The sequence below is a fragment of the Robbsia andropogonis genome, from assembly GCF_000970345.1.
GTDB lineage: Bacteria > Pseudomonadota > Gammaproteobacteria > Burkholderiales > Burkholderiaceae > Robbsia > Robbsia andropogonis.
In genome coordinates this window covers 37,246-57,933 of record NZ_LAQU01000028.1, presented here as the reverse complement: position 1 = coordinate 57,933, position 20,688 = coordinate 37,246, and the positions used below count along the sequence as shown (strand labels likewise).

The 20,688-nt window shown below is 49.0% G+C and carries 17 protein-coding genes and 3 pseudogenes; 4 read left to right on the top strand and 16 right to left on the bottom strand.

Annotated elements, in window-relative coordinates; all coding sequences use genetic code 11:
- Positions 1 to 55 precede the first annotated feature (55 nt).
- The 9 genes from WM40_RS28965 to WM40_RS20405 form a co-directional block, all read right to left on the bottom strand.
- Positions 56 to 1,147, bottom strand: a complete 1,092-nt coding sequence (locus WM40_RS28965; protein WP_236693619.1) for a glycosyltransferase — start codon at positions 1,145 to 1,147, stop codon at positions 56 to 58.
- A 20-nt stretch (positions 1,148 to 1,167) separates the two neighbouring features.
- Positions 1,168 to 2,172: a hypothetical protein gene (locus WM40_RS20440; protein ID WP_157685875.1), complete on the bottom strand. Its 1,005-nt coding sequence runs from the start codon at positions 2,170 to 2,172 to the stop codon at positions 1,168 to 1,170.
- 91 nt (positions 2,173 to 2,263) lie between these two features.
- Positions 2,264 to 3,238, bottom strand: a complete 975-nt coding sequence (locus WM40_RS20435; RefSeq protein WP_046153809.1) for a glycosyltransferase family 2 protein — start codon at positions 3,236 to 3,238, stop codon at positions 2,264 to 2,266.
- A gap of 10 nt (positions 3,239 to 3,248) precedes the next feature.
- On the bottom strand, positions 3,249 to 3,857 hold the full coding sequence (locus tag WM40_RS20430; RefSeq protein WP_024903816.1) for an acyltransferase: 609 nt from the start codon (positions 3,855 to 3,857) through the stop codon (positions 3,249 to 3,251).
- The gene (locus WM40_RS20425) at positions 3,850 to 5,085 is read right to left on the bottom strand and encodes a glycosyltransferase (protein WP_024903815.1); all 1,236 of its coding nucleotides are present in this window, start codon (positions 5,083 to 5,085) and stop codon (positions 3,850 to 3,852) included. Before WM40_RS20425 ends, WM40_RS20430 begins: the two co-directional genes overlap by 8 nt.
- A 33-nt stretch (positions 5,086 to 5,118) precedes the next feature.
- Entirely contained in the window at positions 5,119 to 6,234 is a 1,116-nt protein-coding gene (glf, locus tag WM40_RS20420) for a UDP-galactopyranose mutase (protein WP_046153807.1), read from the bottom strand.
- The gene (locus WM40_RS20415; protein ID WP_046153806.1) at positions 6,231 to 7,490 is read right to left on the bottom strand and encodes an oligosaccharide flippase family protein; all 1,260 of its coding nucleotides are present in this window, start codon (positions 7,488 to 7,490) and stop codon (positions 6,231 to 6,233) included. The genes glf and WM40_RS20415 overlap by 4 nt, the downstream gene beginning before the upstream one ends.
- Positions 7,491 to 7,546: 56 nt before the next feature.
- A complete protein-coding gene (locus tag WM40_RS20410) occupies positions 7,547 to 8,461 on the bottom strand; it encodes a glycosyltransferase family 2 protein (protein WP_036010280.1) in 915 nt (304 codons plus the stop codon).
- Between the two features lie 31 nt (positions 8,462 to 8,492).
- On the bottom strand, positions 8,493 to 9,719 hold the full coding sequence (locus tag WM40_RS20405; RefSeq protein WP_024903812.1) for a GumC family protein: 1,227 nt from the start codon (positions 9,717 to 9,719) through the stop codon (positions 8,493 to 8,495).
- Between the two features lie 214 nt (positions 9,720 to 9,933).
- Here WM40_RS20405 and WM40_RS30690 point away from each other — a divergent pair, with 214 nt between their 5' ends.
- The 3 genes and pseudogenes from WM40_RS30690 to WM40_RS28145 all read left to right on the top strand — a co-directional run bounded on the left by WM40_RS30690 (position 9,934) and on the right by WM40_RS28145 (position 13,038).
- On the top strand, positions 9,934 to 10,242 hold the full coding sequence (locus tag WM40_RS30690; protein WP_162199101.1) for a hypothetical protein: 309 nt from the start codon (positions 9,934 to 9,936) through the stop codon (positions 10,240 to 10,242).
- Positions 10,243 to 10,448: 206 nt separating this feature from the next.
- Positions 10,449 to 11,200 (top strand): annotated as a pseudogene (locus WM40_RS28960) (IS5 family transposase).
- A gap of 392 nt (positions 11,201 to 11,592) precedes the next feature.
- Entirely contained in the window at positions 11,593 to 13,038 is a 1,446-nt protein-coding gene (locus WM40_RS28145; RefSeq protein WP_157685873.1) for a sugar transferase, read from the top strand.
- A 181-nt stretch (positions 13,039 to 13,219) separates the two neighbouring features.
- Here the strand turns inward: WM40_RS28145 and WM40_RS20385 are convergent.
- The 7 genes and pseudogenes from WM40_RS20385 to WM40_RS20355 form a co-directional block, all read right to left on the bottom strand.
- Positions 13,220 to 13,577 (bottom strand): annotated as a pseudogene (locus WM40_RS20385) (lytic transglycosylase domain-containing protein); the annotation flags it as partial.
- 435 nt (positions 13,578 to 14,012) lie between these two features.
- Positions 14,013 to 15,158, bottom strand: a pseudogene (locus tag WM40_RS20380) (cysteine desulfurase family protein); the annotation flags it as partial.
- A 171-nt stretch (positions 15,159 to 15,329) separates the two neighbouring features.
- Positions 15,330 to 17,000, bottom strand: coding sequence for an ATP-binding response regulator (locus tag WM40_RS20375; RefSeq protein ID WP_046153805.1), 1,671 nt, complete (start codon positions 16,998 to 17,000; stop codon positions 15,330 to 15,332).
- Between the two features lie 3 nt (positions 17,001 to 17,003).
- The gene (locus WM40_RS20370) at positions 17,004 to 18,005 is read right to left on the bottom strand and encodes an ATP-binding SpoIIE family protein phosphatase (RefSeq protein WP_024903805.1); all 1,002 of its coding nucleotides are present in this window, start codon (positions 18,003 to 18,005) and stop codon (positions 17,004 to 17,006) included.
- On the bottom strand, positions 17,990 to 18,370 hold the full coding sequence (locus tag WM40_RS20365) for an anti-sigma regulatory factor (protein ID WP_313905203.1): 381 nt from the start codon (positions 18,368 to 18,370) through the stop codon (positions 17,990 to 17,992). The genes WM40_RS20370 and WM40_RS20365 overlap by 16 nt, the downstream gene beginning before the upstream one ends.
- A 17-nt stretch (positions 18,371 to 18,387) precedes the next feature.
- Positions 18,388 to 18,771 (bottom strand): STAS domain-containing protein, encoded by a 384-nt coding sequence (locus WM40_RS20360; protein WP_024903803.1) that lies wholly within the window; start codon positions 18,769 to 18,771, stop codon positions 18,388 to 18,390.
- Between the two features lie 5 nt (positions 18,772 to 18,776).
- Entirely contained in the window at positions 18,777 to 19,640 is an 864-nt protein-coding gene (locus tag WM40_RS20355) for an STAS domain-containing protein (protein ID WP_024903802.1), read from the bottom strand.
- Positions 19,641 to 20,010: 370 nt separating this feature from the next.
- Between WM40_RS20355 and WM40_RS28140 the strand changes: the two genes are divergently transcribed.
- Positions 20,011 to 20,685, top strand: coding sequence for a hypothetical protein (locus WM40_RS28140; RefSeq protein WP_236693617.1), 675 nt, complete (start codon positions 20,011 to 20,013; stop codon positions 20,683 to 20,685).
- Positions 20,686 to 20,688 lie beyond the last annotated feature (3 nt).

Here is a 20,688-nt window from a genome sequence, read left to right as displayed (position 1 = left end):
TATCGGGGTGTGGCAGTGACCGGTTGAATCCGCCCACATAAAACCTGATTAACGCTCACTGAACCGTTACATACCTACTTCGCAATTCTTCGTAGAAGTTTTCTAATCCAATAACGTGCAGAGACGCTTCTTCGCCACCTACACCCTCGGCACCGATCGGGGTCGAGAGAATCAAAGGGATTCCTGACGCCTTTAACTCTAAAGTTTTAATTTTGACTCCAGCTCCCAAACGGAGCGGGATAACGGCAATTGACGCTTGCAAAAAATAGTCCGAAGGGTCATCCACAAATCCTGTAACCGTTATCAGTTTTGAAGCGAGGGCTTTCAAACGCTCGCTTGGCCTTGACCCAACCACTAAAAGCTTGAAAAAATAACCATTCTCGTGAAGGCGAATTAGGGTCGTTTGATAAAAATGAACAACAGCATCCTCATTTTCAACTCTATTCATCGCCCCCCAATAAAGAATCGTATTGGGCTGTGCGACCACATTTCCACGCCGAACCTTTATAGCATCGAACAAAACATTAATCTTTGGCGCTTCAACCTTCACCCGACGGGGAACATCCAATAGATAATTAACAAAAACCTTATCCTTTTCCGAAAGAACAGTGATCACGTCTGCCGAATTCAGAAGCATCCGCTCAGTCAACCAAACCCATTTTGATAACAATCCTTCGATCTTTCGACGCAAGACCAATTGGAACTGGAGATCATGCACTGACAAATTCAATACCGGGCATCTATCTCCGAGCGTTCGACGCAAATAGCTTGAATAAAACAATGTTTGTGAAAATTCAAATCGAATTTCGTCATAACGCGCAGCATCAACGACGTGCCGCAAGCTTTTAAAAATACGCTTACTTGCACGAGTCAAAAATCTAAAATAAATCGACGGAAATTGGAAAATACAATTAAAAATAAAATCTAATCTACTGATTCGGTGAATGTGGATACCTCCTAGACAAAGATTTTTAAGGTCATCCGATGGCAACTCAGCCTTTGTTAAAATCACAAATAGCGATACCTCTGCGCCAATAGCAGCATCAAAGATATTAGAAAATGCCAGTCTATGGCCCGCCTGATCAGAATTCTTTCCAGGCATGAACGGAAGCACAAAAAGCATTTTCATTTTATTTTTTTCATCCAACGAAATATAATTTCTGTTTATTAGAAATCCGACCAATCCAGCAAATAACATATTCTCAAACCAAACATAAAAAAACTAGCGATAAGCAATAGGATTGTGCCGCCGACCACCTTATTATTCCTAGACATCCACACAATCCAACAGACACCTAAAATCCCAATTACACCAAACGCATAAACCGCGGCCAATACTGCGTTATCTGGATAAAAACTATCTAAATTTTGATTAGCAGCAACATTGAGGCCGACAGGATAATTCCCGAAGAACATGAACTTGCTTATTGCCTCAAAAATAATGTCAAATCGCGTCAGCAAAGTTAAAGATATTGCCGTATCGCTTCTAACGCCACCGGCGATCGAAGCAATTATTTTAATAACATTTTCCAAACCAAAAATCCAAAATAAAACCGCCAAAACCGTTATTATCCAATAAAAATAACGTGGTAGCTTCCCAAAAAGCATCATTGCATTAATATAAAACACACCACTCAACGTCAGAGCTCCAGAAATCAATGCAAGAGCCTTCAATTTTGTACCGGCAGTTCGGAAGAATATAAACGATAAGCAAGAGACAAACGCTGTCGCAGATGGCGTAAGAAATAGGCCGGGATTACGTTGGTAGCCCAAGACACTCTCAAAATACATTCCGGTACCGAAAAATCCCAAAAACAAAGATACAAGCAACGACGCAGGGATCAGTATTTTAAACAAACCACGTATTAACTCCTTAGAGTCTTCAACGCGATCTTCGCTCATAGTTGCTGACCAAACCAATACCGGGATCCAATCAACACCTCGTATTGCTATATCGATCGAAATTCCCCGCGCAATCGCTGTCACAGAATACAAAGCAGCAACAAATAAGGCAACGATACGGAAAATGTAAAAACTACGCACCGACTCATTTGATACACTTATAAAAACTGCCAATGTCACCAGATCGCGAATAGCTTTCAGCCAAGAAGGAGAGAAAGAAATGCTATTATCTGCACGATTTCCAAACGATGTTTGCACGATATCAGGCATTGCTGCAACTACCCATAGTACTGCGACCCATACACCTAATCTCACATACCTTGAAGTCGGGTCAATACTTTTCATAAGCATAACAAATTGTTCATTTCGAAAACGGAAGTAAATTTCTTCTGCGAAATCGTGCATAAACGGCGCGCGCATACCGACAAAAGAATCGGGGAATGAAATAATGAACAAATGAGATCTTTATTCTCTCCACGCTCTCGACCAAAGGATTTTTCGTAGAGCATCGATATATTTCACCAAGGCCGCCGTCGGCTTTTTTATTCATTAGAAACTTTACATTTAAGTATCCGTGCGCAGCGGTGTGGCTTACGTACGAACGGTCAAAAGATTTTTCTCCAAAAACCGACTTCAAGCGTAGCAGAAGCACACGCCAACCCTGGAAAACACCAAATGAGTCATCTGACCATGTAAAAGTAGATGCGTCACCAACACGATTACCAACGCTTGGTTCGCTGATTGTGTAAATTTCGGTACCGACGGATGACAAACAAATGCCAGCCACATGCGCGTAGTAGGTACCAATGAATTCATTGTAGTCCGTTGCCAAAAACTTTGACCGATTTATAATGCAACCACCAATAAATCCAGCGGACCATAGATAATTTTCAAAAAACTTCTGAAAAAGCATAGGACCGCTTTCAATATCAATCGATTTCGATCGAAGAACTCTCTTATGATCGGCCGTAATATAGGAATAATTTGCGAAAATGAACGAATAACCCTTATTTGATCGGATGACATCCAATGCTTTATAAATAGAATCATTTCGCATAAGATCATCTTCCCCAATGAGCCAGACATAATCTGCAGATGCATTTTTAACGCATGCACAAATATTTCCATCAATACCGAGATTTTTTTTGTTTGATATCCAAACCGCTTTAGAAAAAGCTTTTTTTACATTGTCGTTGGTTGAATCTGTCGAATCGTCCATTACGAGAACTTCGACGGGTTCACCTCTAATCGATTGGTAAACGCTGGTCAAACAGGAAAAAAGAAAATCCGGACGCTTATAAGTCGGAATTGCAACTGTCAGCAAAAATTTCATCATTTTTATTTGATTAAATTAATATTATTTCAGCTTTTTCCTTATTTCCATAAATGGCACCAGGCGGCACGTCCTCTCGCACCACAGTATTAGCTGCGATAATGGCTCCTTTGCCGATGCTGACACCAGCCAAAATCTTCACACCATCGCAAATCCACACGTTATCCGCTATCGAAATTCCACCTTTACTAATAATCGGACGTGCATTGGGCGGAATGTCGGAAAAATTATCCCCCCTCAAGGAATACGATCCATGAGAATGGTCTGAAATCAGCACGTGACTGCCAACCAAAACATCGTTCCCGATTTTGATCGATCGAAGGGCAGCAACATGGAGACTATCCGATGCAACGAAGTTACGACCAAACTCAACGATGCCGAATTGGCCCGTTTTTTGATCGAAGACGCTTTCGATCCAGGCGCCTCGGCCACATTGAAACGAAGCCCCGAAGCTTATGTGAGAACGAGCAACGATCTTGGGTGTACCCTGAAAATAAATATCATGCACACCAAGAGCGAAACGTTGAAATCCAACTCTTACACGATTGAAAAAAAGCTGAAAAAAGAGATAAAAAATCCAATTTCCGTTTTCGATCCTGTAATTTTGCAAACGTTCAATCATTCTTTTCATTAATAACCACCGAGTAGACTTCATTGATTTCTTTCCCATGCATCGCTGGAGTTTTCAGCTTCACCAGTTTCGACCGCATTTCCGAAATATCTTCTCGAGTTAATTTTGAAATTCGTTCAAATGCTGCGATTTTCTCACGGTCATCGGAAGGATTAAACAGGATCCCACCTCCTGCTGGAACAAAGTCTGGAATGCCTCCTCTTCTCGTAGCCAGAACCGGCGTTGTATGATTGATCATCTCCATTACAACCTGCGGCCCATTGTCCTCCCAAATTGGCAGGGCCACTCCAATATCCGATTTTGATAGAATCGCCGGAATGTCAGATGGGCGATACTTGCCATGAAATTTGATCGGGCTTTCCTCAATCAGTTTTTCATAATTAGCTTCTAATTTACCGTAGAAACCAAATTCCATATTGCGATTTCTAGCAGTACAAAAAACGGCGAGTTCGATATAGAGATCAGCACCTTTGTGTCGGTTAAAGGTGCCCAAGAACGTAACTTGAATCTTCTCCGCTTCAATTTTTGGCAAAACCACTGCGTTGGCGCTTTCGTTGCCAATATGAACTACGGAATAACAGCCATTCGGATAGACGCCTGCGTAAATCTCAGAGACCCGCCCAGATACTGGAAGCAAACGGGCGGCGCTGCCCGTAAAGCGCGCCATGATATCTTTGCGATGCCTTATTTTATTATCGCTTATGGCAGGCAGTACAAACTTCATCTTTCGGGCGACTCTTCTGTAGAGGAGCACATTATCTAAGACGCCGCAGCATTTTACGCATTTTTCTACATCAATGCTATGACAGATTCCACCCCATTTATCCATCATAAAGACTCTAGGGCATCCAATGTAATAATCGTGCAGGCTCACTACATACGGCAAGGTTCCCGAGGAGAAATCATTAAGCGATTTCTCCGAAAATCCGAAAATTGTGTGGAAATGAACTATGTCAACTCCCGCTTGCACCAAATTCGAGTAAATACCATCGAACTGCTCTGAACACGCAGAAACCACGTGCGAAAAATCGGCTGGTCGCTCACAACTTACTGCAATGAATTCGATTCGAGGATCAATTTTTGAATTAGCTCCTAAAGCCGAGACTAAAACAATCTCATGACCATCATCGATTTGAGACGAAATCAAGGTTCGCACGTAGTTAGTTATGCCACCAGCATATTCGACCGGAAAACCCGACAGTATATGCGCAATCTTCATCAACGTGCCCTATTTTAAATATTTTCAGCCACATTACGCTTTAAGCCGACTTGCCAAAGCAAGCGCGGCACCGACCACTTGGTCCATATTGTAATATCTATATTGACCAAGACGACCTATAAAGAAAACATTCTCATCGGCTTCAGATAGAGCTTTATACTTCTGAAACAGCTCTTCATTTTTCTTTCGCGGAATCGGATAATAAGGATCACCTTCGGACTGCGGATATTCTACGACAATCGATGTTCCTTTGATTTCCTGTCCCGTAAGGTGCTTAAACTCGGTGATACGCGTATAGTCATAATCGTTCGGATAATTAATAGTACCGACCAGTTGATGCTGGTCTACGTCACTCCTGTGCTGATGTTCGAACCGCAACGACCTATAGGGCAATTTCCCATATATAAACTCGTAATACTCGTCTATCGGACCGGAGTAAACTAATGTTTCATAGGAAAACTCATTTTTGACGTCCGAAAAATCGAGTCCACCGAAAAACTGGATATTTCGATGATCCAACATGCGTTCAAACATGCGAGTGTATCCGTCTACCGGCATCAGTTGATAGCTATCTTTGAAATAGCGATCATCGTCGTTGCTTCGCGTTGGTATGCGCGCAGCGACCCCGGCACTTAATTCCGCCAGATCCAGTCCCCACTGTTTCTTCGTGTATCCGCGGAAGAATTTATTTGCTAGGTCGGGACCAACGCTATTCAAAACGACGTCCTCGCTGGAACTCAAAGTCTCCTTTGGAATTCGCACACTTTCGAGGTACGCGGCAACGCCGGACTCGTCTAGATCCAGACCGTATAGCTGGTTAATAGTCGTCTTGTTGATTGGGATCGGGTAATATCCTCCGTCGACTACAGCTAACACTCTATGTTCGTAAAAACGCCAATTTGTGAATTTCGAAAGCCAGCGAACAATTTTTTCGCTATTTGCATGGAAGATATGCGGCCCGTAATTATGAACGAGAATGCCGTTCTGATCGTAACTGTCGAATGCGTTTCCACCAATGTGCTCGCGCTTATCGATAACACAGACAGTCTTTCCGGCGTCGGCTAACTCTCTGGCAATAACGCTACCCGAAAAACCAGCACCAACGATCAGCAAATCATATTTTTGGATCGAAAAAGATTTTTGATTCATTTCCTCATACTCGCTTTTGACTTCAAGATATACCCGGATTTCACGAGCGCTATTCCCATGGCCAGCGTGACAAAGCACTCAATTATTACGTTCGCCCACACTGCGCCGGACACGCTGAAAAACTTAATCATCGGCGTAAACAGCAGAAAATTAAGAAGTGCAGAGATGATCAATATCCTGCTGAAACAGCGCTCCATTCCGAATGGAAGCATTGTCAAAATTCCAAGTATATTGGAGACGACCACCAGCGGAAACATTAAGCTAAACACCTGCAAGATATTAATAGACTGTAAGTATTTGTCTCCGAAAAGCCAAGGAATTACAGTTGGTGCCAAGATAATTATCAAAATCGCGACAATCGCTGATGCCCCTCCAAAAGCCCAAAGCAATCTTTTGTTGAAGTTAACAACTTTTTCTTTCGATTGAGCTGCAAGCTCAACAACGTGTGGATACACTGCTGAACTGATAGCGCCATAGACGGTCACAATCCCACGAAGCATCTTTTCTGCAATGTTGTAATGCCCTAAAAGAGCCGGCGATACAAAAAATCCTAAGATGAACGTGTTGCATGAAGAATAGGCACTGACAGCTGCGGTAGAAAGGAATAAATTCCATCCCGATTTTAGCTCTTGTCTGATTTCCAGTAGCGTCGCCCAAGAAAAGTCAGACACATTAAGAATTCTGAATAAAAGAGGTAAAACGACAATAGCACCGATAACGTATCCAATCGACTGCAGAAGACATGCAATAACAACGTCTTCTGGGCTTTTTATCAGCGCGAAAGTCAATAAAAACATCACTAATCGAGAGATTATTTGCACCAAGCTAACGAACTTCAACTGCTCCAGTCCTTGAAAGAACCATAAGGGAAAAATGATGTTTCCTAAAACTGCAGTATAAGCGGCTAGAAATAGATGAAAATCTTCATCCGACCGAGAATTGGATTTATAGAATGCGCTGAAAACAGCAAATCCAAGCATCGCCAATATGATGCGTATGGATGTGATGGAGCAAAACAAACGCGTGAGCTTCAATGAGTCGTTACGATTCACTGACGCAGACTTCGCTCCGCTCAGATTGAATCCATAGTCCGTGATAGTGATCATTATTTGGCCAATAGACAGAGCGAAACCTAGCCGCCCTAGCTCGCTAGCACCTAGCGTCCTTGCGAGGTAAGGCAAGGAAAGCAAAGGTAAAAGCTGACTCACAATTTGTACGGCGCCTAACGAGAAAGCGTTCCCAATCACCCGCCTCATATTTCATACCAAGTTATAAATTTCATATTCAAGACGGGAGCTGCAAGCAAATCTTGTTATCTTTTCCAATAGCCTTTGTACATTCCAATGTTTTTTTTCACGGCAAAGGGTAGGATCGCTTCATTTTGGCCAAGCTTGAATCCAATCAGTTTTACTGCGTTCCTAACGATGCATTCGGGCCAATAGAAGATATTTTCCTTAGTAAATGCTAGTTCGGACTTGACGAATCGCGCACCCTCGCCTCCCGCGTCTCCAAACGTATTCGCAATCCATGTCTCGCGAGCATGAAACACCCCCATATCAAAGTAACGCCGAAACTCCTCGTTAAGCGTATAATTATGAGAATGAAAACAGGTAGCAGTGCCAGCGTAAAAAATCCCCCAGCCGATCAGAATCATTTTCGCCGCAACATACATATCTTCAGCAAAAATGACGTCCGACGGAAAACCTCCTACACTTTCCAAAGCGGCACCTCGATACGCAGCGAAGGAATTTGATAAAAATGCAGCTTTTATACCAAGACGTGCGATGTCTACCTTGAATTTCAAATCATCTGCTTCGGGATAATTAAAATATCGAGCATGTTTAGCGAAAATGGAAGCATCTGCGTGCGGCAATTGCCTCCCGCAAACGGCTCCCACAACGGGATTCTCAAAAGGCTCCAGAATCTTCTCGATAGCGTCTGAAGACGCTAAAAAAGTGTCCTGCGTGAGAAAAATGTAAATATCAAACCCGGGGTTTTCATTGACGACACTTTGTCGAGTACCACCATGATTGAAATTCTTCGCTTTGATCTTCTTGACGTTGGGCGTAAATTTTTCCGCCACTTCACGTGTGCCGTCGCTTGAATCCGAATCAATTATAAAAGTTGTAAATTCGGCTGTTTGCGTCGACAACGAGATAAGTAGGCGCTCAAGTAAAGCTCGGCCATTCCGTGTGGGAATGATACAGGCAACTTTGAAAGATGTCATTTTGCGTTTTTACTTGGTCTAGGCTCAACTTTCAACGTAACTTCCACGTCAATTTCAGCGAAGTCCAATACTCAGCTAGATCTGGATTTACTCTTGTTTGCTCCTTTATCCAACAAACGAAAATCCCTAAGAAAAATCCGATGGCAGAAAACGCAATCACAATCAAGCTACGCTGTGGTGAACTCTTTTTCTCCGCCGGGGTAGCAAGGTCAATCTGTTGAACGAGAGGTCCTTCCTTAGCTTGATCGATTTTCGCCATTTCGAGCTGGGCCCGCAATGGACTCAGCAATGCTTCCTGATATTTCAGATCGGCAAAAGCACGAATATTCGCAAGGGATGCGCTGTCGGTGCCCCCCTTTTGCCCCGAAGACTTAGTGCCTTGCTCTAAATTTGCGAGTTGCACTTGCATCGCAGCAATTTCTGCACGCAGTTTCTCGACATCCGGATTTATATCTGTCGCATATGTTTTCATCGTCGACAGAGTTATCTCACTAGACGCAATTCGCGTCCTCAACTCCGCAGACGCTCGAATGGCGGATTGAACCTGCCCATCAAGGCTAACGACACCTGTACGCTGACTCTCTTGTGAAAACTTTAGCTGTGCTTGACTTATCTTTGTCAGGGTTGCGTTTATTTGATCTTCAAAAAAGCGACGACGTTGCTGTGCGTCGGTCACAGCGAGATGGTCGAGCAGCGTTTTGAATGCTTCGACGTAGGCATTGCATACTTGAGCAGCAAAACCCGCTGAAGTATCGGTTACTTCGATGGTTACCAACCCTGACTTCTTATCGCTCGTAAATTTAACTTGGCGCTCGAGTCTCTTTCGGACGTCAGCTAAATATTTGGCATGCCACTTTTCTTGCAGGGAAAATTTTTCAATTATCTGATTTTCCACCGCCTCGCTCTTTAACAACGCGAAATAAAGTTCATCAGAGCTTTTCAGATTTACTCTGCCAAGTCCAGCGAGGGCAGACAATCCACCCAAGCTGCTAAGTGAACTTTTGTCCTGTTGGGGCGGAAGCACGAGTGTCTTACTCTGATAGCGGACCGGTAAAACGAAACTAACCACAATTCCCAATACAAAGAAAACAACGACAAATTTCGTTATCGACTTTTTATTTGAACCGATCATTGAAAAAAAACGTAGAACGTCGACCATTCCGTTTGCAAAATCCGAAGTGGCGTTCGTGCTCACGTCTTTCCTGTCGTGCGAAGCAGGTGCGTCGACGTACGGTTGTGTCCCGTCCTTGGTTTTCATCACTTCAATACCTTAATTGCTGCGGTGCTCAGACCAAAATTAGCCAATACGGTCGACCAGTCCTTTAGGCCGGCGACAAATCGCGTCATGGTAGACCTCGGATTGACCTTTTCTGGCATAACGACCGTGTCGCCTGGCATCAGCTTCGTAGATTGGAAGGAACTAAAACCATCCGGTCAAGTCTTGAGCAAAGTCACTACCATCTGCGCGTAAGATGAATGCTGATTTTGGTTCAGCAATTTCGGTCTGGACACCTGCGACCTTCAAGACATCAGCAACGGCGCGGCCTGGTTTCCATATGATTGCGTTGTCGTTATTAACCGCACCGACGACGGTTACAAAGGACGGCATAGGCGATACATACAGTAGTCCCCATTTTCTAGAGGCAGATCCCAAATCGCATGCGCATTCGTCGCCAATTCGAGCGATACTCGCCCATTCGGTTTCAACGTCCGGAGCCGTGCAATCTGAGCGTCTTGCTGTTTTGCAAGTTAGTTTGCCAAAACTTTGTTACTACCGGTGAAAGTCAAATTTGCCATCAAACTGGCTAGCTTCGCACTAGATTGTTGCGCGGCTCGATTGATTGCGTCGGAGAGATTAGAGTGGCTAACATTAATGAGCCGGGTCTAATATCGGCGTGATTTGATGGGTCATATCTTGTGGTCCATGACGAGACGAAAAGTAAGCGATGAAGTGTAGGCGGCGCTTGAGCCTTTGATTGCGGCGGTGATGCGACTTACGAACAAAGGTCGGCCGCGAAAGAATTCAAATCGGGCGGCTTTCAATGGCATCTTGTATATGCTGCAAACGGGAGTGTTTTGGGAAGATCTCCCGCAAGAACTGGGCTTCGGCTCGGGTATGACGTGTTGGTGCCGACTACGTGAATAGCAGGACTGTGGCGTATGGGAGCAGCTCCGCCTGGCAATGCTTACGCGCTTACGCGAACACGACCAGATCGACTGGAGCCGACTGAGTATCGATAGCGCGAACGTGTCCAGCCACCGGGGGGCCAAGAAACAGGACTTAACTCCACAGATCAAGGCAAACTCGGCAGCAAGCGCCATCTCGTCGTAGACGCACGGGGCGTACCGCTGGCTATCATAGTCACCGGGGCGAACCGACATGACTCGATTGCGTTCGAGCCAACGCTGGAGGCCATACCGGCGGTGAGCGGGCTCAACGGGCGTCCCCGCAAACGTCCTGAGAAGTTCCATGCGGACAAGGGATATGACTGTCGGCGGTGCCGCGCAGAGCTCAAGCGTCGTGGCATCACAGCGCGAATCGCACGCAAAGGCATTGAAAGCAAGGAGTGGCCGGGCCGACATCAATGGGTCGTTGAACGCACTCACGCCTGGCTTGCCGGTTTCGCAAAGCTGCGTATCCGTTTTGAACGTGCCCTCAGTACCCATCGTGCTCTCCTCTCACTCGCCGCCGCGATTATTTGTTCCAGATTGGTGGGTGACTTTTGTTATCGGCTCTAAAACTAGGTCGAATTTTTGCATTGAGTTAATTCTAACAAAATTAATTCGCATGAAGTACATTTAAATTATAAGACTGATCTCATTTTCTCAATGATACATTCAGCAATAAAAACCAGCATTCCCTGGAAATCAAACTCACGAAATACTTGAGATAAATCCGAATAATCAGCCAAATTGCAAGAAATGCTGCGTCAACAACAGCTCTTTGCTGCTAATCTTCAATTTAAATAGATGCACTAAAGATAAAAATTGAAAATGCTAATTTATTGAAAAGTGAGACATAAGACAAATGCCTTAATTCAACATAAATATTAAAATAAATCATAATATTTAAAATAATTATAATTAAATATTCCTATAAATTTTAATTATTATTTTTCGAAGGACTTTAATTGACCTGCGGAAATTTTAAAAAATGCATATTTAAAAAATTATATTACACGAAAGACGTTATTTTTGTACTAACAACTGCTTTATCTGGATATATGTCCAATTCCATTATTCTAAAAAACATCTCAACTATTACCATGTCGGCTGTTCAGTTCCTGATTTTATTCAGCGCACTTCCTGCACTTTTTATTTTCGAATATTTTAGATTGTATTTATATTGCCGAAATGAATCCATCATCACTTTGCGCACGCAAAGTCTCTTCGTATGGAGTGCTATCTGGTCCGTTAGCGTTAGCCTCGTTTACATACTGCAATTGAACGACAACTCTCTCAGAGAATGGGCGTTGATTTGGTTGGCTTTCGTAAGCTTGTTGCTGGTGCTAAGCAAATTTACTATCCAGCGCGCGTTTCAACAGTTTTGCTTCTCAAGTGAACATAAAAAACATGTATTCATCATAGGGGACGAAATATTCGGTCAATCACTTCATTTGCAGACGGAGAAAATCCTCCAATATAGATATCGCATTATTGGTTGTTACAACCGGCAAGCCACTTCGACGACTCTGCAGATTAGTAATATCGACTCAACCATTCCGCTGATGAATCAAATTACAACAATCCGTCCCTTTCTCGTGGAGAATCATGTTGACGAAGTGTGGTTGATGTTTACGCTAGAGGCTTACGCTGAGATACAAGCGATTCTTGCCCAACTTCAAACGGTGCCAGTTAAGATACGATGGCTGTTGGACCCGTGCGCTTTGGACTTAATTTCGCGGCAACGCAGTGAAGTACTAGGTTATCAAAGTATCGAGATGAACCAAACGCTTGCACCGGGCGTGCAAGGTTATTTAAAAAAAATATTTGATCGCAGCATTGCTAGCTTTTTGTTAATACTCACGTTGCCAATATTTATATTGCTTGCCCTCACCGTATATCTAACCTCGCCTGGCCCCGTGTTCTATGGTCACACCCGTATCGGCGCAAATGGCAAAAAATTTCAGGTATACAAATTTCGATCCATGATCACAAATTCGCAAGAAATACTGGAAAAAATCCTAACAACGAATCCGATCGCACGTGCGGAATGGGAAGCGGATCACAAATTGCGTAATGATCCCCGTATCACCAAGATCGGTAAACTCCTACGTGCCACCAGCCTCGATGAGCTACCACAGCTTTTGAACGTAATTCGCGGAGAAATGAGCTTAGTAGGCCCTCGTCCCATCGTAGAGGCAGAAATCATCAAGTACGGTAAGGCAATCTACTATTATTATGCTGCCCGCCCTGGCATCACCGGCTTATGGCAGGTCAGTGGCCGAAACGACGTAACCTACACATCTCGCGTGCGCCTGGATACCGAATATGTAATGACATGGTCCCTGATGCGTGACCTGACCATTCTCGTCAAAACGATAAGCGTGGTGTTCGGACGGAAAGGCGCTTATTAAGCGCACGGCCCTCGATTCGCTTGAATCATTCACCCTACCGGCTTCTCCGCTGTGGCGGTCGTTGTCCTGGTGGTTATCGGTTTGCTCGGTGCATTTTCGATAGGTTGTGCTTTCTTCGGCATATCCGCGGGATAAGCATACCCACTCCTTATCAACCATTGAACGGCATTACGCACGCGCTTTGCATAGGCATCGCGGAACGCGGGCGTGGCGGAATGATACGAACCAATGGCTTGCCAATTGTTCCCGTATTTGTCCATTTGCTTTCGCAGAATCCACGCGCCGGTGTAGACATTCTTACAGCCGTCGTAGAGATCATCTTTTTTCACCCCGTACTTCGACAGCTCTGGCAGATGGATGGAGTTGATCTGCATCATTCCCATGTCCGTCGAACCATTGGTGTTGACGTTCGTTGCATTCGCCCGCAAGCGGCTTTCGACAATGGCAATGCCCAGCAGGATCGTGGGATTGACCTTGTGATATTTCGCGGCGTCCATCACGCAATCCGCCGACGCGTAGCCCGGCCTAAAGACCGCCATGGCGATCAGCACGGACACTACAAGCGGCGGTGCCAATGCAGACGACCGCACCCGGCGCAAACCGGGTGACAGACGCAACGCAAAGGCGGCACGCTGCGTGACGCGGAATATCTTTGGAATCGCCACTGTACGGGATGGGTAAAGAACGACGGGCCATTCTCCCATATCCAATACAGAGTAGGACGGCCAATAGGGTGCTTGGTGCCTTTTCGTCGCTTACGAGCGACTGATGGGTCGACAGCGTCAGACTGGCATGGACCGGCGCATGACCTTATGGTGAGCGCCCAGATCGCGGTCGTGGTTCCCTGTCGTTTTAGCGAAAAATCGAAATTGCAACGTCTATGGCCCCGCTCACGGCCAATAGGCCGAGACCCCGCCACGAGTGACCAAACTAGCGCATGACTATGCCACCGATGCCATCGATTTCACCGGCGTACAAAACGCCAGCGTATTGCGTACGCATTGGACAGCCCGCTCGACGTCTGCAACTGTTGTAAAGCGGCCGAGGCTGATCCGAACGGAACGCGATGCCGCTTCAGTCGTCAGACCAATGCCGGTCAGCACGTGTGACACCGCGCCAGACGCCGAATTACACGCGGACGTACTCGACACCTCCAGTTCGCCACCAAGCAACATCGGCATGAACCCCGGCAGATCGATGCACAAGCTAATAATATTCGGGATACAGGTCGCCGCGGCACCGTTGCGGCGGATTGCCGGAACATCGGCAAGCCCGCGCAGCAATTGCCGGTTCAAGGCTGCGATATGTGCATGATCTTCTGCGAGCCGCCTTTGTGCTACCGCACATGCGCTGCCCATGCCAACGATCTGATGCGTGGCCAGCGTACCCGAACGAAGTCCTTGTTCGTGACCTCCGCCGTGTATCTGCGCACCAATCTGGTCCTTGATGGCGCCCTTCACGTACAAAGCGCCAATGCCCTTGGGACCATAAATCTTGTGCGCCGACATGGAGAGCAAGTCGATACCGTCACGGACCACGTCGATGTCAACCTTGCCCAAGCCCTGGGCGGCATCCACATGGAGCAACGCACCGCCAGCGTGTGCGACCTTTGCGACTGCCGCCACATCCGTCAATGTGCCAATTTCATTATTGACGATCATTAACGAAACCATGCGGGTGTGTGGGCGCATGGCGTTGGCCACCGCGTCGGCGGTGATCGCGCCGGTGGCGTCTGGCATCAGTCGCGTGGCCTCGACACCTAGCGTCTCGAGGTGCGTGACCGTATCCAGAATTGCCTTGTGTTCCAGACAACTGGTGATGATGTGACAAGGAGTCCCGTCCGCCAGCACTTTTTCCGCCAGGCCCTTGAGCGCCAGGTTATTCGATTCGGTGGCGCCGGAAGTCCAAATCACATCCGTATGCACCGCACCAATCAGCGCCGCAACTTCCCGCCGCGCTTGCTCGACCGCCGCCTTTGCACGGTTACCGCTACTGTGTGAGTGAGATGCCGGATTGCCAAATACGCCATCGGGCCCAAGGCATGCAATCAAGGCCGGGATCACTTCAGGGTCCACTGGCGTGGTAGCGGCGTAGTCCAGATAGACAGGCTTTGATGACATTGGGGCGTCCTTTTTACATGGGCTGATTCATGCGAAAAATAGTACGTCCGGCGGACAGCAAAAAATTTTCCGATTTGATGTCATTTATCTATTTTTAGACAAATAGATGCTCAATTACCGATTAATATTAGTATTTTCTACTCCGCGTCACGCCACTTCTTTCGATCTGGATTAGAGCGACGTCAGGATCGACAACATACCGTCTATCGGCAGCGGCTTAGAGAAGTAATGATCGAACCCTACCTCGCTGGCCTTCACGTGGAATTCCTTAGACGAATAGCCGCTCAGAGCGATGTGGGTTGCACGCGGCGGATAACGTTGCGGAGACTGGGTGGCGGCCTGTCGTAGCGCCGTGGACAGATCGAAGCCGGTCATATCGGGTAGACCGATATCGATAATATAAACCTGGGCAGGATGCTTCGCATTCAGTGCCAAGGCGCTCGCGCCATCGTAGGCAGTCAGGCAGGTGCAACCTTCCAACTCGAGCAGGGCGGCCAATGCGCTGACCGCATCCTGGTTGTCATCCACCAACATGACAGTCAGCCCGGTCGGCAACGGCGGCAAACTGGTTGGCGCAAGTGCTTTCGGCAATGACTCGTTCACAATCGGCAGCTCGACGGTGAAACGGCTTCCGGTCCCCGTGCCGGCACTGTATGCCGAGACATGTCCCCCATGATCGGACACTAGACGCTGCACCAATGTCAAACCAATGCCCAATCCGGCTTCCTGTCGGTTGACGTTGTTGAACTCCTGCGCAAACAGGTCGAATACGCGCGGCAGCATCAGCGGACTGATGCCCATGCCGTTGTCCTCCACGGTAACGGAGGCCGCGCTGTCGTTGACCGTGATGTTGATCGACACCTTGTCCGACTGTGGCGTGTAGCGCGCGGCGTTATGCAGAATATTGCCAAACACCTGCTTCATTCGCGCAACATCCACGCGAACAATCACCGGTGACGCGGGCGGCGTGAATGCGATCGAATGCCCCCGTCTCTCGAATTCAGGATAGGTCATCTCGATCGCCCCCGCGACAATGGCGTTCAAATCCGCGATCTCGGTGCGTAAATCCACCTTGCCGCGTGTGACCCGCGAGACATCGAGCAAATCGGCGACCAGACGCGACAGGTGTGCCGTCTGCCGACCGATGACGGCAAACGCGTCCTTGGTATTGCCCGTCTTCGCCCCAAGTTCCAATGACAAGCTGATGGCTGCGAGCGGATTGCGCAATTCATGCGCAAGCATTGCCAGGAATTCGTTCTTGCGGTCGTCGGCGACTTCGAGTTCGGCCTTGCTTCGGCGCAGTTCGTCAAGGGTGAGCAGCATTTCATGGTTCTGCTGTTCGATGGCCTCGATGGGCGTCTGCGGTTTCTTGCGCGCCATCTGCCCGACAATCTCGTTGATCTGTGTCACCGAGTACAACGGCACTTCACGAGGCAAGTACATCTCGATGCCCACCTGCGTGCCGTCACCGCGAACAGATTCGATCCAAAAATCATCGACAAGGCGACGCGTGCCCGGGATTCCCACTCCGCCGGATATCAACGATGGATGACGCGCATTGACGAGCAAGGCGACATTGTCGATGCCGGGCCCGGTATCGATGATTTCCGCGCTGACACATTGAACGCCTTTTGCGCTGCTCGCCTCGCCGACAAAAAATGTCAGGGTTCCCCCCTGAGCATATTGAATTGCGTTGCGTGCGATCTCGGAAATCGCGGTGGTAAAGCGTGTGCGCTGGATTTCTTCCAGACCGAACAGTTCAGCGATCTGCCTCGACCGGTCCCGTATGGAGACGAGACTGAGGATCGACGTGATCTGGACGGACACAATGCGGTGGCGCATGAACTAAGCCTCTTTAACGACCACCACGGTGGCGTCGTCGGTATCCCTTGCAAAATCACGGTGCAGCACCGCGGCAATAAGGCTCGGATGGTGTTCCAACAGATCAGGATGTCCATTCAGGGTCCAGCGCGTGGACAATCCATCGGTGCTGGCGATGTACACACTTTTCGCGTTCCAGTCAGCCTGCGTCGGCCTGACTCGCTGCATCATATATCCGACGGTACCATCGGTAGAGAGCAGACGTGTCGCGGTGCGGGCGGTAAATACGCCGGCAAGAATGTTGCCGATGCCCGTAAAACGCAGCAATCGCTCCTTCGGCGCGATCTTCGCCAGCCCCACCACGGCGCCACGCGTGCCCTTCAAAGCCGCATGCAGTTGCTGCGCCAACGCTTCGGGCGTATCGAAAACGGCAGGTCCGCGAAAATAATCAAGCCCCTGATTCGACGCTTGGTGGGCGAGTGGGCCGTGTCCTAGACCGTCTAGAATTGTTACCCACAGCGCGTCGCCGCGAAGCGATACGGCCCACGCGTCGCCGCACATGTCCTGTCCCGCGCGGGGCGTCGCCCGCGCACCAACGACAAAGCCCGGCAACGTTGTTGATTCGGTGCGGCCGGCGGAGAATTGCGCAAGCACGGCGGTGCCACGCTCGGGCAGTGAATAAAGATCAAAAAACGACGCCCGGCGCTTCATGGTGCCAAGTCCCGCGCCCAAACTGCCACCCGTGGAATGGCCATCGCGCATGGCTTCGTCGATATTGCGGATGCCCGGCCCCTTGTCCACCGCCAGCATTTCAAGCGACGTGACCGCGCCGGAGTACATCGTGGCGCGCAGCAGTATTTCCCCCCGCTGCGCATATTTGACGATATTACTGGCGGCTTCAGAGACCACCAACGCCACTTCTCCGTGCAATTTATCAGGCAAGCCAACCCATTCAGCCATTTTGGCGGCTGCACGTCGCGCCTCGGCGACGCCTGTCGCGTCGTCGACGATTACCGTCGTTTCCACTGCGTAATGCTCACTGTAGTGCCTACGCCAACCTCGCTCCTGATGGAGAACTCGTTGACAAGGCGTTTTGCGCCACCCAATCCCAAACCCAGACTCTTTGCAGTGCTATAACCGTCTTCGAGCGCTTGGTCGATGTTCGCAATACCGCGACCGCTGTCTTGAAAAACCGCTTGCAAGCCAATTCGACCATTAACGTTGCATTCGGTCAGATCCATGTATCCACCGCCGCCATGGACCAAGGTATTGCGCGCCAGCTCGGACGCTGCCGTTACAAACTTCGTCTTGTCAATGGCGCTAAAGCCAAGCTTCGTTGCCCAGTCCTGCACCAAACGCCGCGCGGCGCTGGCCTGCTCGGCCGTCGTGATATCAACCTTGACGCTGTTTACGCTGACGATGACGGGTCTCCCGCGTCACCAACACGGGAACGTAACAGTGCCATTCCTTTGTCGATATTCAACGCCGTGGAAATCCCTGTCAATGGCATGCCCAATTCGACAAGCGTAATGGCAACTGCCGGCCGCATGCCGACCAGGACCGTGGCGGCGTCCATGATTTTCGACATCGCCGCGATATGACCGAGAATCCTGCCAATAAACGAATCGACGATTTCAAGCGCCGAAATGTCTATTAACACCCCCTTCGCCTTGTGTGCCGTAATCTGCGCCGCCAAGTCATCCTGTAGGGAGAGTGCTAGCTCGTCATGCAGTTCCACCTGGATGGAAACGAGCAGGAAATTGCCCAGACGCAGAACCGGAATTTTTTCCATGGTGCTTATCTGGCTTCCACGCGCTGTTCGCGGACGATATTCATTCCCACACGCTTCAAAGCCAGCTTCAGCGCATCTTCCAATGTCGCCTTCGTCACCACGTTACCAAGGTCGACGCCCAGGTGCACAATGGTTTGCGCGATCTGCGGGCGAATACCGCTGATGATGCACTCGGCGCCCATCAAGTGCGCCGCCGCCACAGTTTTCAATAAATGTTGCGCAACCAAGGTATCGACGGTGGGCACACCCGTGATATCGATAATGGCAATCGCGGCTTCATTGGCAACGATCGATTCCAGCAGGCTCTCCATAACCACTTGCGTACGCTCGCTGTCCAGCGTACCGATCAGTGGTAAGGCAACCACGGAATCCCACAAGCGGACAACCGGCGTTGTCAGATCCAGCAACTCCTGTTGCTGGCGCTCGATGATGCGCTGACGCGTGGCCTGATACGCCTCCACCGTCAAGAGGCCCAGCTTATCGATTGTGATCGTCAACTTCCACAACGCATCGGTCAGCGCATCGGCTTCGACGACACGCGCACGCAGCGCCTTGAACAGTGGCTCTTTCAGCGAGAAAACAAACATCGCCGTCTCGGACGGCGTGAAACCCTGCGTTGCACGGTGCCCAGACACGGTCACCAGATGCGATTTCAACGCATCCCAGTTTTCACCGCTGAGAGACGCATCGTAATCGCGCGTCACTGCCTTGGTAAACAACGAGAGAAAGGAACGGCTCGCTTCCCTCACCTCGGACTCGGAGATCAAACCACGCTGGGCGTTCCCCCCCAACTGCACCGCCACCCACTCTTTCAGTATGTTCTCTTCTTCAGTGGTCAAGAATTGTTCAAGGCTTTTATTGGCTTGCAAAATGGGCTCCTGGGGGCCGCCGGGCTTTTATCATCGCGTGGATACGCGAGTCGTACGAATACCTGATCGCTTTTTACCCTTCTCGAGACATGTATATCACGAAGGTGGTTCAACGACGGCAAAGCATTCTATCCCGGATTTTTTGGATAGCGAGAGAGTATGCGCTGTCTTGCGCGTCGCTGCTGCATCAACGACGCGTCAATAGGCGAGCTGCATCGCTCCGGCAAATCGGATATCGTGAGAGACTCCCTTTTCTTTGTTGGATTTTTCCGTGTTACAACAACGAACCTGGTGCTGTATTTTTTGGACGGTATTCGGATTGAGCGCGTCGGCACATGCGGCGACAGATGTCAATTGCAGTACTGCACGCGTGCCGGGCCAACGTGTGATTTGCGATTACACGATCGTCGGTCACGAATACGACGCGCTTTACGCGGAACAGCAGCGAATGGCCGCGGCAGGAATGCTCTCGCAAGGCCAAGTTGCTGATTTCCGGGCACGGCGTGATGCGTGCACGGATGTAGGTTGCGTAGAGAAACTGATCAACGATTGGCAAACGCATGCAAAAGCGCTTAATCGAGCGCAGACCGATGCAGCTGGGATGCAAGCGGTAGGGGCTGGCGCGGCGCCGAATGCCGTATCGATGCCATCTGCGTCCAACCAGCCACCGCCACCGCCCGCGCAGGACCCCAATGCACAACCCACGGCGGCGCAGACGCAGTTTGGCGCGCCTACGCAAATTACGAACAACCTGGTCCCGGTATCCCCCGATGCCGCCTTCGGAACTACGACGAGCGAGACAGCTGGCGCGGCAGCATCGGCTGCCTCTGTGTCCGATGCCAGCACACAGCCCACCGCCGAGCGGAATGCATTGCAAGCGGCGCAGGACGGACGACCATCCAACGGCAGTTTGTTGCGTAACGGCGCATTGCTGATTATTTTGGTGGCCATTGGCGCCGCGACGTGGCGTACGCGCCAACGCCTGCGGAATCGGGCGGGAGATCGCCGCGACGATGCGCCCTACGAGCGTCGTCCGCCGCGCTGAACG